This is a genomic window from Streptomyces sp. NPDC008125 (assembly GCF_042957125.1).
GTDB lineage: Bacteria > Actinomycetota > Actinomycetes > Streptomycetales > Streptomycetaceae > Streptomyces.
In genome coordinates, this window is record NZ_JBIBHR010000038.1 from 1 (window position 1) to 15614 (window position 15614).

Here is a 15614-nt window from a genome sequence, read left to right on the forward strand (position 1 = left end):
AAGCTAAGCCTTTCAGCGCCGATGGTACTGCAGGGGGGACCCTGTGGGAGAGTAGGACGCCGCCGAACAATTTTTCCGGGAGACCCCCGTGCCTTTGGGCACGGGGGTTTTCTGCGTTTCAGGGTGGTTTCCCGACCCCTGCTGCAGCTGTGCGCGGTGGCTGACGGTAGGGTCAGGGGGCATCATTGGCACATTTCTTCGCACAGGAGGCCCCCGGGTGGAGGTCCAGGAGACTCGGGTTCAGACGGACCGGGTCCTCACCATCCCCAACATCCTCAGCATGGCTCGCCTTGTCGGGGTTCCGCTTTTCCTGTGGCTGATCCTTCGCCCGGTCTTCGGCGGCCCGCAGAGCGACGGCTGGGCGCTGCTGGTACTCGCGCTGAGCGGTATCAGCGACTACCTCGACGGCAAGCTCGCCCGCCGGTGGAACCAGATCAGCAACCTGGGGCGGTTGCTGGACCCGGCAGCGGACCGGCTCTATATCCTTTCCACCCTCGTCGGGCTCACCTGGCGTGAGATCCTGCCGATCTGGCTCACGGCCGCGCTCGTCGCCCGGGAGTTGATGCTCCTGGTGATGGTCGGCATCCTTCGCCGGCACGGTTATCCGCCGCCGCAGGTGAACTTCCTCGGCAAAGCTGCAACGTTCAACTTGATGTACGCCTTCCCCTTGTTGCTGCTCAGCGACGGAAGTGGTTGGCTTGAAACGTTGGCCGCAGTTTTCGGATGGGCGTTCGCCGGGTGGGGTACAACTCTGTATTGGTGGGCAGGACTCCTCTACGTGGTTCAGGTCCGCCGACTCGTGAAGGCGGACGCAACAGCCGATTGAGCTCGTTGAAGCGGTGCCGTGCAGTGTGGCCGGACCGCGGCAGATGTCTCGCGACGCCGCCCGACGGGCAAAGTCGGCTTAACCGTCGTCTCTAGGAGGACGTTTCCGACATGAAGGCCGTCGTGATGGCTGGCGGCGAAGGCACACGCCTTCGCCCTATGACCTCAAGCATGCCCAAGCCGCTCCTTCCCGTGGCCAACCGGCCGATCATGGAGCATGTGCTCCGACTGCTGAAGCGGCACGGACTCAATGAGACCGTGGTGACCGTCCAGTTCCTGGCCTCTCTCGTCAAGAACTACTTCGGGGACGGGGAAGAGCTCGGAATGGAGCTCACCTATGCCAATGAGGAGAAGCCGCTCGGCACCGCGGGAAGCGTGAAGAACGCCGAGGAGGCGTTGAAGGACGACACCTTCCTCGTCATTTCCGGCGACGCGCTGACCGACTTCGACCTCACCGACCTCATCGCCTTCCACAAGGAGAAGGGCGGACTGGTCACGGTCTGCCTGACCCGGGTCCCCAATCCTCTGGAATTCGGGATCACGATCGTGGACGAGCAGGGTCAGGTCGAGCGGTTCCTGGAGAAGCCCACCTGGGGCCAGGTTTTCTCGGACACCGTCAACACGGGTATCTACGTGATGGAGCCCGAGGTCTTCGACTACGTCCAGGCCGACACCTCCGTCGACTGGTCCGGCGACGTCTTCCCGCAGCTCATGAAGGAGGGCAAGCCGATCTACGGCTATGTCGCCGAGGGCTACTGGGAGGACGTGGGCACGCACGAAAGCTATGTGAAGGCCCAGGCCGACGTGCTGGAGCGCAAGGTCGACGTCGAACTCGACGGCTTCGAGATCGCTCCCGGAGTCTGGGTGGCGGAAGGCGCGGAGGTCCACCCCGACGCGACCCTCCGCGGCCCGCTCTACATTGGTGACTACGCCAAGGTCGAGGCGGACGTCGAGATCCGGGAGCACACGGTCATCGGGTCGAACGTGGTGGTCAAGTCCGGTGCCTTCCTGCACCGGGCCGTGGTCCACGACAATGTGTTCATCGGCTCCCACAGCAATCTGCGGGGCTGTGTCATCGGCAAGAACACCGACGTCATGCGTGCCGCGCGCATCGAGGACGGCGCCGTCATCGGCGACGAATGCCTCGTCGGAGAAGAATCGATCATCCAGGGGAATGTGCGGGTCTACCCCTTCAAGACCATCGAGGCCGGCGCCTTCGTCAACACCTCGGTGATCTGGGAGTCGCGCGGACAGGCGCACCTTTTCGGCGCCCGAGGTGTCTCCGGGATCCTGAACGTCGAAATCACCCCGGAACTCGCGGTCCGGCTCGCCGGCGCCTACGCGACCACCCTGAAGAAGGGGTCGACCGTCACCACCGCGCGCGACCACTCCCGTGGTGCGCGAGCGCTGAAACGTGCGGTCATCTCCGCGCTCCAGGCGAGCGCGATCGACGTCCGCGACCTGGAGAACGTCCCGCTGCCCGTGGCCCGTCAGCAGACGGCCCGCGGAAGCGCCGGCGGCATCATGATCCGGACGTCCCCCGGCGTCCCCGACTCCGTCGACATCATGTTCTTCGACGAGCGGGGTGCCGACCTCTCGCAGGCCCAGCAGCGGAAGCTGGACAGGGTCTACGCCCGCCAGGAGTACCGCAGGGCCTTTCCCGGCGAGATCGGGGACCTGCACTTCCCGTCGAGCGTCTTCGACTCGTACACGGGCTCCCTGCTCCGCAACGTCGATACGACCGGTATCGCCGAATCGGGTCTGAAGGTCGTCGTGGACGCCTCCAACGGCAGTGCGGGGCTCGTCCTGCCCAGCCTCCTCGGACGACTCGGCGTGGACTCGCTCACCATCAACCCGGGTCTCGACGAGTCGCGGCCCACCGAGTCCGCCGAGGCCCGGCGCGCCGGGCTGGTCCGGCTCGGCGAGATCGTCTCGTCGGCGCGCGCCGCCTTCGGCGTACGGTTCGACCCGGTCGGTGAGCGGCTCTCCCTCGTCGACGAGCGAGGGAGGATCATCGAGGACGACCGGGCGCTGCTGGTCATGCTCGACCTGGTGGCCGCCGAGCGACGGAGCGGGCGGGTGGCGCTGCCGGTGACCACCACACGGGTCGCCGAACAGGTGGCCGCGTACCACGGCACACAGGTGGAGTGGACGACGACCTCGCCGGACGACCTGACGCGGGTCGGCCGCGAGGAGAGCACGATCTTCGGCGGTGACGGGCGTGGCGGATTCATCGTCCCCGAGTTCAGCAGCGTCTTCGACGGATCGGCCGCCTTCGTCCGGCTCATCGGGCTGATCGCGCGCACGCAACTCACCCTGAGCCAGATCGACGACCGCATCCCGCGCGCCCACGTGCTCCGCCGCGACCTGGCCACCCCGTGGGCGGTCAAGGGCCTCGTGATGCGCCGGGTCGTCGAAGCCGCCGGCGACCGGGACGTGGACACCACCGACGGGGTCCGCGTCGTCGAGGCGGACGGCCGTTGGGTCATGGTCCTGCCCGACCCGGCCGAGGCCGTCACCCACCTGTGGGCCGAGGGCCCCGACGACGCCTCCGCCCAGTCGCTCCTGGACGAGTGGGCCGCGGTCGTCGACAGCGCGGGGGACTGACCCCCCCGGCACACCCGTCTCCGGGGAGCACGTCGTACGCCGGCGGCTCCCCGGACCCGTGTGGTCAGGTCCATTCGGCGGTAACCGGGGTGACGTGCGACGATGTGCGGCATGCCGCAGCCGCCCCCCGAACGGAGTAGTTCCGCTCCGCCCGCCCGTCCCGACGCCTCCATGTCGTTGCTGACCCAGGTGATGGACCACAGCCTGGACGAGGGGTACGCCGAGGCTGCGGCGCGCCGCGAGGCCGGCGCGACCACGGGACTGCCCCGCACACTGCGGGCCAAGCTGGGACTCGCCGCCGGACTCGTGCTCATCGCGCTCGTGGTCACCCTCGGTGCCGCACAGGCCAGGGTGTCCGCCCCGGTGGTGGCCAAGGAGCGCCAGGAGCTCATCGACCGCATCGACGGCGAGACCCACGCGGCCGACTCCCTCGAATCCGAGGTGGAGAAGCTCCGCACGGATGTCGGGGAGCGGCAGCGCGCCGCCCTTCTCCAGCACGGCGGGGACCAGGGCGAGCTGGTCGCCCTGCTCTCGGGGGCCACTCCCGTCGAGGGCCCCGGGGTGAAACTCGTCGTGGACGACGCCGACGAGACCGACCAGGGCGACGACGGACCGCGTGGCACCAGCGGATTCGCGGACACCGGCCGGGTGCGCGACCGGGACATGCAGCGGGTCGTCAACGGCCTCTGGGAGTCCGGCGCGGAGGCCGTCGCCATCAACGGACAGCGGCTGACCGCACTTTCGGCGATCCGTGCCGCGGGAGACGCCATACTGGTCGACAACAGGCCCCTCGTGCCGCCCTACACGGTGCTCGCGGTGGGGAACGGGAAGAAGCTGGCCGCGACGTTCCGGTCCAGTGCGGACGGCCAGTACCTCCAGGCCCTGCACGACGGCTTCGACATCCGGACCAGCCTGTCCGACCAGAAGACGGTACGGCTCCCGGCCGCGCCGAGCCTGACCGTACGCACAGCAGAACCGAAGGCCGCAGACACCGGCAGTGGTGCGGCAGAAACAGGGAAGGGCACATCGTGATCGCCGTACTGGGCCTCGTCGTGGGAGTCGTGGTCGGACTGTTCGTCCGGCCCGAGGTGCCGGCGGTGGTCGAGCCCTACCTCCCGATCGCCGTGGTGGCCGCGCTCGACGCGGTCTTCGGCGGACTGCGCGCCATGCTGGACGGGATCTTCGTCGACAAGGTCTTCGTCGTGTCGTTCCTGTCCAACGTCGTGGTGGCCGCGCTCATCGTGTTCCTCGGTGACAAGCTCGGCGTGGGCGCGCAGTTGTCGACCGGTGTGGTCGTCGTGCTCGGTATCCGGATCTTCTCCAACGCCGCTGCCATCCGCCGGCACGTCTTCCGGGCCTGACGCCGATGAACGACGAAGAGATGCCCCGAGAAGAAGCGACCGACGGCCCGGCTCCGGAGCCGGCTGCCGCACGTCCCCCGGAGAAGAACGGCCTGAACGGACGTCAGCGCCTGCGTGCCGGGCTCTGGCCGCCCCGGGTCACCCGTGCCCAACTCATCGTGGCGCTGCTGCTGTTCGGGCTGGGACTGGGCCTGGCGATCCAGGTGCGGTCCAACAACGACGACAGCGCGCTGCGCGGCGCCCGCCAGGAGGACCTGGTCCGCATCCTCGACGAGGTCGACGACCGGACCCAGCGGCTCGAGGACGAGAAGCAGCGTCTCGACGCCCAGCGGACGGAGCTCGAGAACAGTTCCGACCAGGCGGAGGAGGCACGCAAGCAGACGCTGGAGAAGGAGCGGCAACTGGGTATCCTCGCGGGTACCGTCGCGGCCCACGGGCCGGGAATCACGCTCACCGTCGACGACCCGACCAAGTCGGTCTCCCCGGACATGCTGCTGGACGCGGTCCAGGAGCTCCGTGCTGCGGGCGCCGAGGCCATCGAGGTCAACGGGGTGCGCGTGGTCGCCAGTACGTACTTCTCCGGGGATGCCGGGTCGGTGAAGGTCGACGGCCGTGCGGTCGGGGCGCCGTACGCCTTCGAGGTGATCGGCAGGCCCGAGGATCTGGAGCCGGCGCTCAACATTCCGGGCGGGGTGGTCCAGACCCTGGAGAAGGAGCAGGCGACGGCGGTGGTGGAACGGGCCGACGACATTGCGGTGGACGCCTTGCGACCTGCAAAGCAGCCTGACTACGCTCGGTCGTCGTCGTAGTGGTCCACCGACGGGGTAAGGCCCTCGGCAACTCCAAGCAGGTGTGCGGGGTTACGGGGGGTCGCCGCACCGTATCCATGGTGCGTGGTGGAAACTGTCGGGTGGATACGGACGTTGTGAGAATGTCCGGGTCGGCAGGTGTGTTCAGTCAGGGTTCGTCCTGCCCCACGGGCGGGTCTATGTCGGTCAAGGGGAATCGCCCGTGAAGTTTTTTGCGAAGTTGTTCGGAAAGAGCGCACGCGAGGACAGCAACAGTGCTGCCCGCCATCGCGCGCCGCGGCACGGCCAGGACGAGGAGCAGGGCGGCGACCGTCCCCTCTTCCGCGACGAGTTGTCCGCCCAGGGTGGCGGCTCCGGAGCGCAGGCGGGTGCCTCCGGCATAGGTTCCGGTGACTCCGGGCCGAGCACCGGTTTCCATCCCGCCCCGGCGGGCTCCGGCGTGGCGCTCTGCGCGAGGTGCGGCCACCGGAATCCGGCGACGAGCCGGTTCTGCTCCAACTGCGGCGCGCCGCTGAAGGGCGGAATCCCCGAGCGCGCCTCCGAGACCACGTCGACGATCTCGATCTCCGGACTGGAGGCGTACGACGCCGAGGTCACCGGCCAGACCAAGCTGCCGTCGCTCTCACCCGAGGCGCAGGCGGCCGTGGACGCGCTGCCCGCTGGAAGCGCGCTCCTGGTGGTCCGCCGCGGTCCCAACTCGGGCAGCCGCTTCCTGCTGGACGGCGACCTGACCACGGCCGGCCGTCACCCGCAGAGCGACATCTTCCTGGACGACGTGACCGTGTCGCGGCGTCATGTGGAGTTCCGCCGGGCCGCGGACGGTAGCTTCACCGTGGGAGACGTCGGCAGCCTGAACGGCACCTACGTCAACCGTGAGCGCATCGATTCCGTCGCGCTGACCAATGGTGACGAGGTCCAGATCGGTAAGTACCGGCTGGTCTTCTACGCGAGCCAGCGGAGCGTGTGACCCTGCCCCGGACCACCTCGTCCGGGGAAACCCCGGGAAGGCCCATGCTGCGAACATCCCAGGGCGGTGCCGGAAACGGCACCGCCGCCGCGGACCGGCGTGCGATGAGCATCGGCGCGGTACTCTCCCAGCTCCGTGAGGAGTTTCCGGAAGTCACGATCTCGAAGATCCGTTTCCTGGAGGCGGAGGGGCTCGTCGAGCCCCAGCGGACGCCTTCCGGATACCGGAAGTTCAGTTCCGAGGACGTGGAGAAGCTCGCGCAGGTGCTGCGCATGCAGCGGGACCACTACCTCCCCCTGAAGGTCATCCGGGAGTACCTGGACGCCCTCGCCCGGGGGGAGCAGGCCGCCCTGCCCTCCCCGGGGGGCCAGAAGGACCTCGCGGACAGCTGCTGGGAGGCTGCGACGGCCGGGGCGCCCACCGCGGCCCGTATCGGCCGTGCCGAGCTCCTCGCCGTCACCGGCGCGGACGAGGAGCAGCTCACCGAATGGGAGTCCTACGGCCTCATCGTGTCCGAGCCCGAGGGCGGGTACGACGCAGAAGCGGTGAACGTCGCGAAGCTCGTTTCCGACCTCGGCAGGTTCGGTCTCGAACCGCGGCATCTGCGCGCCGTGCGGGCCGCCGCGGAGCGGGAGGCGGGGTTGGTCGAGCAAGTGGTGGCACCCCTGCGCCGGCACCGGAATCCGCAGACCAGAGCACGCGCGGAGGCCACCGCGCAGGAGCTCGCCGAGCTGTCCGTACGGCTGCACGCGGCGCTCGTGCAGACCGCCCTGCGCATGCGTTCGCACTGACCTCGGCGGAGCCCGACTACCCAAACATGGCGAGCACGTCCTAGGGTTGCTGTGTGAACGAGCTCGACGTTGTCGGTGTCCGGGTGGAAATGCCCTCCAATCAACCGATCGTTCTCCTGCGTGAAGTGGGAGGCGACCGGTACCTCCCCATCTGGATCGGTCCCGGCGAGGCCACGGCCATCGCCTTCGCCCAGCAGGGGATGGCCCCTGCCAGGCCGCTGACCCATGACCTTTTCAAGGATGTCCTCGACGCGGTCGGCCAGGAGCTCACCGAGGTCAGGATCACGGACATCCGGGACGGGATCTTCTTCGCGGAGCTGGTGTTCGCCAGCGGTGTGGAGGTGAGCGCCCGGCCCTCCGACGCCATAGCGCTGGCGCTGCGCACCGGAACGCCGATCTACGGCAGCGACGGTGTGCTCGACGACGCGGGGATCGCCATCCCGGACGAGCAGGAGGACGAGGTCGAGAAGTTCCGCGAGTTCCTCGACCAGATCTCGCCCGAGGACTTCGGTACCAACAGTCAATGACCCGTCCGGACCGGGCGGCGGGCGCACATTCGGGAAGCCTTTCCCGGTCCGACGCCCCGGGAAACCACCCTCAGGGTGATTATCACTCGGCGTGCCGAGTGTGGCGATCGTTGACGCACCCCCGGTGACTGCCTACCTTCGAGGGGGCAGGTCAAGGACGGAGGTCGGCGTGAGAAGCAGCGGCGACGGTGCGGCGGCGGGCGGGCCGTATCCGCAGCACGGGAGCGGGGCCGACCACACCATCAGGCAACCGGTTCACCCGGTGGTCCCGGTGTCGGAAGGGGTCCCAGGGGCGAACGGCATCGGCTACCGCGGGCCGACGGCATGCGCGGCGGCCGGGATCACCTACCGGCAACTCGACTACTGGGCACGTACGGGACTCGTCGAACCGAGCGTCCGGCCGGCCTACGGCTCGGGCACCCAGCGGCTCTACAGTTTCCGCGACGTGGTGCTCCTCAAGATCGTGAAGCGCTTCCTGGACACGGGCGTCGCCCTGCAGAACATCCGCACCACGGTGCAGCACCTGCGGGCCCGGGGATTCCAGGACCTCGAACGCATGACGCTGATGAGCGACGGAGCCACCGTCTACGAGTGCTGCTCGCCCGACGAGGTCGTCAACCTGCTCCAGGGCGGCCAGGGCGTCTTCGGTATCGCCGTGGGGGTGGTGTGGCGGGACGTGGACGCGGCCCTCTCACAGCTGCACGGGGAGCGTGTGGACACGGGGGAGACCCTGATCGGCCACAACCCCACCGACGAACTGGCCCGGCGCCGCAACCGCGCCGTCTGAACGCCGTCGGCGGACGACGCCGGTGACGGACACCTGCCAGAACGCCCGGCCCCCGGCGAACGGGTGCCGGGCGGTGCCGTTGTCAGTGGCGTAGGGCACCATCGGCGGTGTGAGATCCGCGCCCACCATCCTCCACCTCGACATGGATGCCTTCTTCGCCTCCGCCGAGCAGGCCGCCAAGCCCAGCCTGCGCGGCAAGCCGGTCGTGGTGGGCGGCGTCGGCCCGCGCGGGGTGGTCGCCACCGCTTCGTACGAGGCCCGGCGCTTCGGCGTGCACTCGGCCATGCCGACCGCCCAGGCGCGCCGGCTCGCCCCGAACGCCGCCTACCTGGTGCCGCGCTTCTCCCTGTACCGCGCGGTCAGCGACCAGGTGATGGAGCTTCTGGGACGCCTCTCCCCGCTGGTCGAGCCGCTCAGCCTCGACGAGGCCTTCGTGGATCTGGAAGCCGGAGGAACCGCCGACGACTCCTCCTCGGCCCGCGCCACCGGGGAGCGGCTGCGGGAGGCCATCCGCACGGTCACCGGACTCAGCGGGTCGGTGGGGCTGGCCGGGTCCAAGATGCTCGCGAAGATCGCCTCCGAGGAGGCCAAGCCGGACGGGCTGATGCTCATCGAGCCGGGCACCGAGCGGGAGCTCCTGGCGCCCATGCCCGTACGCACCCTGCCCGGGGTCGGTCCGGCCACCGGGGACCATCTGCGGCGCGCCGGGATGACCACGGTCCACGACCTGGCCGAGGCGGGCGAGGACGAGCTCGTACGGCTGGTGGGCAGGGCCCACGGAATCTCGCTGTACCGGATGGCGCTCGGCCTGGACGACCGGCCCGTGGTCGCCGAACGCGACGCCAAGTCCGTCTCGGTCGAGGACACCTTCGAGGTGGACCTCCACGACCGCACCCGGGTGCGGACGGAGGTCGAGCGGCTGGCCGGCCGGTGCGTCGAGCGGCTGCGGAAGGCCGGGCGCTCGGGGCGCACCGTCGTGCTCAAGGTGCGCCGCTACGACTTCTCCACCCTGACCCGCTCCGAGACGCTGCGCGGCCCCACGGACGACCCCTCAGTGGTGCGTGAGGCCGCCGCGCGCCTCCTGGAGGGGGTGGACACCACCGGAGGCGTGCGGCTGCTGGGCGTGGGCGTCACGGGCCTGGCGGACTACACGCAGGAGGACCTCTTCGCGCAGGCGGCGCAGGCGGCGCAGGCCGAGCGGGCGGCGGAGGCCGGGCGGGCGGCGGAGGCCGGGCGGGCGGCCGGTGAACCGGCGGCTCCGGCTTCCGGGGCGGGCGTTGACGCGGAAGCGCCCAGCGAGGCGTCCGGCCCGCCGCCCGGGCTCCCCGGGGTGCCTCCCGGCCGGCAGGAGCACGAGGCCGCCGACGCGCTCGGGGACGAGGCCGCCGGGCTCGCCGCGCGACGGTGGTCCCCGGGCCACGACGTGCGGCACGGGACGTACGGTCACGGCTGGGTGCAGGGCAGCGGCGTCGGCCGGGTCACTGTGCGGTTCGAGCGGCCGGGCGACCCGCCCGGCCGGGTGCGCACGTTCCGGGTGGGCGACCCGGACCTGGTCCCGGCCGATCCGCTGCCGCTGGTGGCGGAGCCGGTGGACTACTCGTCCTGGCCGGCCAGCCTGCCGAAGTCCCGGTCCGGGCCCGGACCGGTCACGGAGGAGGAGTCGAGTCCGTAATGCCGGTACAGCTGAAGCTCCTGCTCGGGCGAGAGATGCCGCCCGACGCCGAAGTCCGGCGCGTCCCGGATCAGCGCGCGGTCGAACGGGACACGCAGGGTGTCCTCGACGAATGCGCTCGGCTCCAGGGGGACGAAGGCGTCCCTGCTGAACAGGCCGGTGCGTACGGCGGCCCACTCGGGGACGCCGGTGGCGTCGTCGAGGTAGACCTCGTCCACCGTGCCGATCTTGATGCCTGCGCGGTCGAATGCCTTGCGGCCGATCAGGCTGCGCGGATCGATGTCGGTCTGCACGGTGCCTCCCGCTGGTCGCGACGGCTGGGGCCAGGCCGTCTCTTCGAAGTGCCGTCTGCCGGGCGACGCGCGGCACGCTCGCCCGCCGCGTTGCCGGCATCGTCCTCGTGCGCCCCGTACGAGGACGATGCTCCGCCTCGTGATCGCACGCACCGGACGCCGCCCGGCCCGGCCTCCGGCCGAACGACGCCCCTTCGAAGACACGGCCGAGCAACTACTCCACAGCCACTACAGAAGTGCAGATTCCGGATATCGGCCACTCGAAGAATCGGCGAAGATCCCCGCTGGTAGGCTGGCACATGGCTGCTGACCCCGTGCGGGAGAGCCTCCGGTGGAGATTCCGGAGGCGCCGAAGGAGCAAATCCTCCCCGGAATCTCTCAGGCCCCCGTACCGCATGGACGAGGTCACTCTGGAAAGCAGGGCGGTCCGACCCGGCGCATGCCCGGTGCGGCCCACCCTCACCGACGGTGAAAGCCGGTACGCCCCAGGGCGCGCCGGTGAAGCTCTCAGGTCGAGATGACAGAGGGGGAGGCCGTACGGGCAGCCGCGCCGCGGTGCCCCTCGCAGGTCGTGCCAGACCAGGAGGCCTCCACCATGACCCCCCGCCGCACCCCGCTCTCCCAGCTGGAGCAGGGCATCCCCTTCGAACAGCGCCACATCGGGCCGGACGGCGAGGCCCGGGCGAAGATGCTCGCGCAGGTCGGATACGGCTCGCTCGACGAACTCACCGCCGCCGCGGTGCCCGACGTGATCAAGAGCACCGAGGCGCTGAACCTCCCGTCGGCGCGCACCGAGGCCGAGGTTCTGGCGGAGCTGCGTACGCTCGCCGACCGCAACCAGGTGGTCGCCCCGATGATCGGGCTCGGCTACTACGGCACCTTCACGCCTCCGGTCATCCTCCGCAACGTGCTGGAGAACCCCGCCTGGTACACGGCGTACACGCCCTACCAGCCGGAGATCTCGCAGGGCCGTCTGGAGGCCCTGCTCAACTTCCAGACCATGGTCGCCGAGCTCACCGGCCTGCCCACCTCCGGCGCCTCGCTGCTCGACGAGGGCACCGCCGCGGCCGAGGCCATGGCGCTGGCGCGGCGCGTCGGCAAGGTCAAGGGCGGGGTCTTCCTCGTCGACGCCGACACCCTGCCGCAGACGATCGCGGTCATCGAGACCCGCGCCGAGCCGACCGGTGTCGAGGTCGTCGTCGCCGACCTCGACGGCGGCATCCCGGCGGACATCGCCGAGCGCGGCGTCTTCGGCGTGCTGCTCCAGTACCCGGGTGCCTCCGGCGCCGTACGGAACATCGGTCCCGTGATCGAGCGTGCCCACGAGCTCGGCGCGGTCGTCACCGTCGCCGCCGACCTGCTGGCCCTCACCCTGCTCACCTCCCCCGGCGACCTCGGCGCGGACATCGCGGTCGGCACCACCCAGCGCTTCGGTGTGCCGATGGGCTTCGGTGGACCGCACGCCGGCTTCATGGCCGTACGCGAGAAGTTCGCCCGCTCGCTCCCCGGCCGCCTGGTCGGTGTCTCGGTGGACGCGGACGGCGACAAGGCGTACCGCCTGGCCCTTCAGACCCGCGAGCAGCACATCCGCCGCGAGAAGGCCACCAGCAACATCTGCACCGCGCAGGTCCTGCTCGCCGTGATGGCCGGCATGTACGCCGTCTACCACGGCCCCGACGGGCTGCGGACGATCGCCCGGCGCACCCACCGCTACGCGGCGATCCTCGCCGACGGGCTGCGGGCCGGGGGCGCCGAGGTCCTGCACGGCTCCTTCTTCGACACGCTGACCGTGCGGGTGCCCGGCAAGGCCGCCGAGGTCGTCGCCGACGCCCGGGAGCGCGGGGTCAACCTGCGGCTGGTCGACGCGGACCTGGTCTCCGTGGCCTGCGACGAGACGACCACCCGCGCCCACCTCGAATCCGTCTGGGCCGCCTTCGGCGCGCAGGGCGACGTCGAGGCGCTGGACGCCACCGCCGCCGACGCGCTCCCCGAGCAGCTGGTGCGCACCGACGACTTCCTCACCCACCCGGTCTTCCACCAGCACCGCTCGGAGACGGCGATGCTGCGCTACCTGCGGCGGCTCGCCGACCGCGACTACGCGCTCGACCGCGGCATGATCCCGCTCGGCTCCTGCACCATGAAGCTGAACGCGACCACCGAGATGGAGCCGATCACCTGGCCCGAGTTCGGTGCGCTGCACCCCTTCGCCCCCGCCGAGCAGGCGGAGGGCTTCCTCACCCTCATCCGTGAGCTGGAGGAGCGCCTCGCCGAGGTCACCGGCTACGACGCGGTGTCGATCCAGCCCAACGCCGGTTCGCAGGGCGAGTTCGCCGGCCTGCTGGCCGTCCGTGCCTACCACCGTGCCAACGGCGACGACCAGCGCACTGTCTGCCTGATCCCGTCCTCGGCGCACGGCACCAACGCGGCGAGCGCCGTGATGGCCGGGATGAAGGTCGTCGTGGTGAAGACCGCGGACGACGGCGAGGTCGACATAGAGGACCTGCGCGCCAAGATCGAGAAGCACCGCGACGAGCTCGCCGTGCTCATGATCACGTACCCGTCCACGCACGGTGTCTTCGAGGAGCACGTCGCCGCCATCTGCGGCGAGGTGCACGACGCGGGCGGTCAGGTCTATGTCGACGGAGCCAACCTCAACGCGCTGGTCGGCCTCGCGCGACCCGGCAAGTTCGGCGGCGACGTCTCGCACCTGAACCTGCACAAGACCTTCTGCATCCCGCACGGCGGCGGCGGCCCCGGCGTCGGCCCGGTGGGTGTGCGCGCGCACCTCGCGCCGTACCTGCCCAACCACCCGCTCCAGCCCGCCGCCGGTCCGGAGACGGGCGTCGGCCCGATCTCGGCCGCTCCCTGGGGCTCGGCCGGCATCCTGCCGATCTCCTGGGCGTACGTCCGCCTGATGGGCGGCGAAGGCCTCAAGCGCGCCACGCAGGTGGCCGTGCTCGCGGCGAACTACATCGCCAAGCGGCTGGAGCCGCACTTCCCGATCCTGTACACCGGCCCGGCCGGCCTGGTCGCGCACGAGTGCATCGTCGACCTGCGGTCGATCTCGAAGGAGACGGGCGTCAGCATCGACGACGTCGCCAAGCGCCTGATCGACTACGGCTTCCACTCGCCGACCATGTCGTTCCCGGTCGCCGGCACCCTGATGATCGAGCCGACCGAGAGCGAGGACCTCGCCGAGATCGACCGGTTCTGCGACGCGATGATCGCGATCCGCGGCGAGATCGAGAAGGTGGCCTCGGGGGAGTGGGGCGCGGACGACAACCCGCTCGCCAACTCCCCGCACACCGCGAACGCGCTGGGCGGGGAGTGGAACCACTCCTACAGCCGTGAGGTCGCGGTCTTCCCGGCCGGTGTCTCGGCCGCCGACAAGTACTGGCCGCCGGTGCGCCGGATCGACGGCGCCTTCGGCGACCGCAACCTGGTCTGCTCCTGCCCGCCGCTGGACGAGTACGACCACTGACGCGGGAAAGCGTCACGGGCACGCGAGCGCGCGCGGACATGCGTCGGGGCCGGTTCGGAGATCCCTCCGGGCCGGCCCCTGTCCGTACCGCCGGGGCCCGCGGGTCCTCGGGCGGCTCTCGGGCGGCCTTCTCAGGCGGCCTTCACCACGCTGCCGGTGGCCAGTGGGCGGTGCGGGGCGATGATCTTTCCGTCCGGGAGCAGTTCGCCGGTGTCCTCGAAGAGCAGGACACCGTTGCAGAGCAGACTCCAGCCCTGCTCGGGGTGGTGCGCCACGAGCCGGGCGGCCTCCCGGGCGGCTGATTCGGCGGTGGGGCAGGGGGGTTGATGCTGGCACATGGAGGGTTCTTTCGCTGTGTCGAGTGGTGGATGCGGGAAATGTGCGGGTGAGTGCCGAACGACCTTTCCGTACAGGCCGGTCGGTCTCAGTGTTGCGCCACGCGCCGCGTTCCGCAGGGATTTCGACTCAGCTCGTTTCACGCTCCGCCGAGGTGTCACCCGCGCGGACGGCTCACCGCGCGGCCCCCGCCTCTTCGGGGGGGCCGGGGTAGTCCCGGTGGGCCATGGGCGCACCTCGCCGGGGTGTGCGCCGAGCGGGCGTACGTGCGAAGGCCCGCCCCCGTTCGGGACGGGGACGGGCTCTCGGACAGTACTGAGGAGGCGGCGGGTCAGGCCGAGCCGACGAGGGGGGCCGGGCGGGGCGCCATGCGCAGGGAGAGCACCGGGAGCAGATCGGCGGCCCGGTAGGGCCGGTGGGCGGCGATCCCGGTCGGCGCGGGCGCGAGCGGAACGAGGATGTCGTTGGGCGCGACCGCGCCGGAGGCCGGATCGGCCCCGGTGTCACCGTGCAGCCAGAGCGTGAGCATGTAGAGCTCGGGTACGGAGAGCAGTCTCGGCTGGTGCAGCGTTGCCGTCGACTCGGCCTGGCGCAGGGCGCGTTCGGTCGAAGCGAGATAAGGGCCCTCGAAGAAGTGCGAGAAGGCCCAGCCGTCCGCGGTGAGAACGGTGTCGGCGGCGGCGACGATCCCCGACTCCGCGCGGATGAGGAACCGCCAGCCGGTGAGCCGGGTCGCCGGCGCGGGTGCGGCGGCGGACGACCGGTCGAGAACGTGTACGGGCAGGGGGAGTTCGGGGCTCAGCGGTCCCTGGACGGAGCGCAGGGCGGGGGTGCGGGCTTCGCGGACCGCGGTGGGAGAACCGAGTGCCGTGAGAACGCTGCGCAGTGCGGGCGCGGGGGCCGGGGGAACATGCAGCGGCATGGTGGGTCGCCTCTCGCTTCGGAGACACGGTGATGCGTGGGTGGGTGCAGACGGCGCTGTCGGCGTGCGGGACGTCAGAAGGAGGCCGCTCGACGGCTGGACGCATCGACAATCGGCCTCGTCAGCGGAGTTTATATGACGAGTGTTCGCCCGGTGTTTCCACTAGCTGTCGGTCATATGACGCGCAAGGGGCTTTTGCGCCTTTGAAATGCGGAGTTTCTGGTGATTCGCGGCGG

Annotated in this window: 14 protein-coding genes and 1 riboswitch; of the genes, 11 read left to right on the forward strand and 3 right to left on the reverse strand. The window is 70.4% G+C overall.

The features are described 5' to 3' along the window. The first annotated feature begins 217 nt into the window (after positions 1-217). The 10 genes from ACFZAX_RS34405 to ACFZAX_RS34450 all read left to right on the forward strand — a co-directional run bounded on the left by ACFZAX_RS34405 (position 218) and on the right by ACFZAX_RS34450 (position 10346). Positions 218-826 (forward strand): CDP-alcohol phosphatidyltransferase family protein, encoded by a 609-nt coding sequence (locus ACFZAX_RS34405; protein WP_390966761.1) that lies wholly within the window; start codon positions 218-220, stop codon positions 824-826. Between the two features lie 110 nt (positions 827-936). Further along, positions 937-3432, forward strand: coding sequence for a sugar phosphate nucleotidyltransferase (locus tag ACFZAX_RS34410; RefSeq protein ID WP_390966763.1), 2496 nt, complete (start codon positions 937-939; stop codon positions 3430-3432). Positions 3433-3543: 111 nt separating this feature from the next. After that, complete coding sequence (locus ACFZAX_RS34415) at positions 3544-4464, forward strand: DUF881 domain-containing protein (protein WP_390966765.1); 921 nt, start codon at positions 3544-3546, stop codon at positions 4462-4464. Then, on the forward strand, positions 4461-4793 hold the full coding sequence (locus ACFZAX_RS34420) for a small basic family protein (protein ID WP_031069011.1): 333 nt from the start codon (positions 4461-4463) through the stop codon (positions 4791-4793). The genes ACFZAX_RS34415 and ACFZAX_RS34420 overlap by 4 nt, the downstream gene beginning before the upstream one ends. A gap of 5 nt (positions 4794-4798) precedes the next feature. After that, complete coding sequence (locus tag ACFZAX_RS34425; RefSeq protein WP_390966767.1) at positions 4799-5602, forward strand: DUF881 domain-containing protein; 804 nt, start codon at positions 4799-4801, stop codon at positions 5600-5602. A 202-nt stretch (positions 5603-5804) separates the two neighbouring features. After that, positions 5805-6569 carry an FHA domain-containing protein gene (locus ACFZAX_RS34430; RefSeq protein ID WP_390966769.1) on the forward strand — a complete coding sequence of 255 codons (765 nt, stop codon included), beginning with the start codon at positions 5805-5807 and terminating at the stop codon, positions 6567-6569. 44 nt (positions 6570-6613) lie between these two features. Next, complete coding sequence (locus ACFZAX_RS34435; RefSeq protein ID WP_390966771.1) at positions 6614-7360, forward strand: MerR family transcriptional regulator; 747 nt, start codon at positions 6614-6616, stop codon at positions 7358-7360. Between the two features lie 53 nt (positions 7361-7413). Further along, positions 7414-7887 (forward strand): bifunctional nuclease family protein, encoded by a 474-nt coding sequence (locus ACFZAX_RS34440; protein WP_327174595.1) that lies wholly within the window; start codon positions 7414-7416, stop codon positions 7885-7887. A 169-nt stretch (positions 7888-8056) separates the two neighbouring features. Continuing rightward, positions 8057-8674 (forward strand): MerR family transcriptional regulator, encoded by a 618-nt coding sequence (locus ACFZAX_RS34445; protein ID WP_390966774.1) that lies wholly within the window; start codon positions 8057-8059, stop codon positions 8672-8674. A 109-nt stretch (positions 8675-8783) separates the two neighbouring features. After that, positions 8784-10346 carry a DNA polymerase IV gene (locus ACFZAX_RS34450; protein WP_390966776.1) on the forward strand — a complete coding sequence of 521 codons (1563 nt, stop codon included), beginning with the start codon at positions 8784-8786 and terminating at the stop codon, positions 10344-10346. Here the strand turns inward: ACFZAX_RS34450 and ACFZAX_RS34455 are convergent. Then, complete coding sequence (locus tag ACFZAX_RS34455) at positions 10268-10639, reverse strand: PRC-barrel domain-containing protein (RefSeq protein ID WP_390966778.1); 372 nt, start codon at positions 10637-10639, stop codon at positions 10268-10270. The genes ACFZAX_RS34450 and ACFZAX_RS34455 overlap by 79 nt on opposite strands. A gap of 307 nt (positions 10640-10946) precedes the next feature. Continuing rightward, positions 10947-11043, forward strand: a riboswitch (glycine riboswitch). A 191-nt stretch (positions 11044-11234) separates the two neighbouring features. Here ACFZAX_RS34455 and gcvP point away from each other — a divergent pair. After that, the gene (gcvP, locus tag ACFZAX_RS34460) at positions 11235-14120 is read left to right on the forward strand and encodes an aminomethyl-transferring glycine dehydrogenase (RefSeq protein WP_390966780.1); all 2886 of its coding nucleotides are present in this window, start codon (positions 11235-11237) and stop codon (positions 14118-14120) included. 131 nt (positions 14121-14251) lie between these two features. Here gcvP and ACFZAX_RS34465 read toward each other — a convergent pair whose 3' ends face one another. Together ACFZAX_RS34465 and ACFZAX_RS34470 are read right to left on the reverse strand one after the other, a co-directional pair. Continuing rightward, positions 14252-14458 (reverse strand): DUF5999 family protein, encoded by a 207-nt coding sequence (locus tag ACFZAX_RS34465; RefSeq protein WP_390966781.1) that lies wholly within the window; start codon positions 14456-14458, stop codon positions 14252-14254. 329 nt (positions 14459-14787) lie between these two features. Beyond that, a complete protein-coding gene (locus tag ACFZAX_RS34470) occupies positions 14788-15378 on the reverse strand; it encodes a hypothetical protein (RefSeq protein WP_390966783.1) in 591 nt (196 codons plus the stop codon). Between the last annotated feature and the right edge of the window lie 236 nt (positions 15379-15614).

What these genes read in the sequence shown, in the direction of transcription:
- ACFZAX_RS34410 (WP_390966763.1), top strand. Translation starts at nt 937, where the DNA reads ATGAAGGCCGTCGTGATGGCTGGCGGCGAAGGCACACGCCTTCGCCCT.
- ACFZAX_RS34415 (WP_390966765.1), top strand. Translation starts at nt 3,544, where the DNA reads ATGCCGCAGCCGCCCCCCGAACGGAGTAGTTCCGCTCCGCCCGCCCGT.
- ACFZAX_RS34425 (WP_390966767.1), top strand. Translation starts at nt 4,799, where the DNA reads ATGAACGACGAAGAGATGCCCCGAGAAGAAGCGACCGACGGCCCGGCT.
- ACFZAX_RS34435 (WP_390966771.1), top strand. Translation starts at nt 6,614, where the DNA reads ATGCTGCGAACATCCCAGGGCGGTGCCGGAAACGGCACCGCCGCCGCG.
- gcvP (WP_390966780.1), top strand. Translation starts at nt 11,235, where the DNA reads ATGACCCCCCGCCGCACCCCGCTCTCCCAGCTGGAGCAGGGCATCCCC.
- ACFZAX_RS34465 (WP_390966781.1), bottom strand. Translation starts at nt 14,458, where the DNA reads ATGTGCCAGCATCAACCCCCCTGCCCCACCGCCGAATCAGCCGCCCGG.
- ACFZAX_RS34470 (WP_390966783.1), bottom strand. Translation starts at nt 15,378, where the DNA reads ATGCCGCTGCATGTTCCCCCGGCCCCCGCGCCCGCACTGCGCAGCGTT.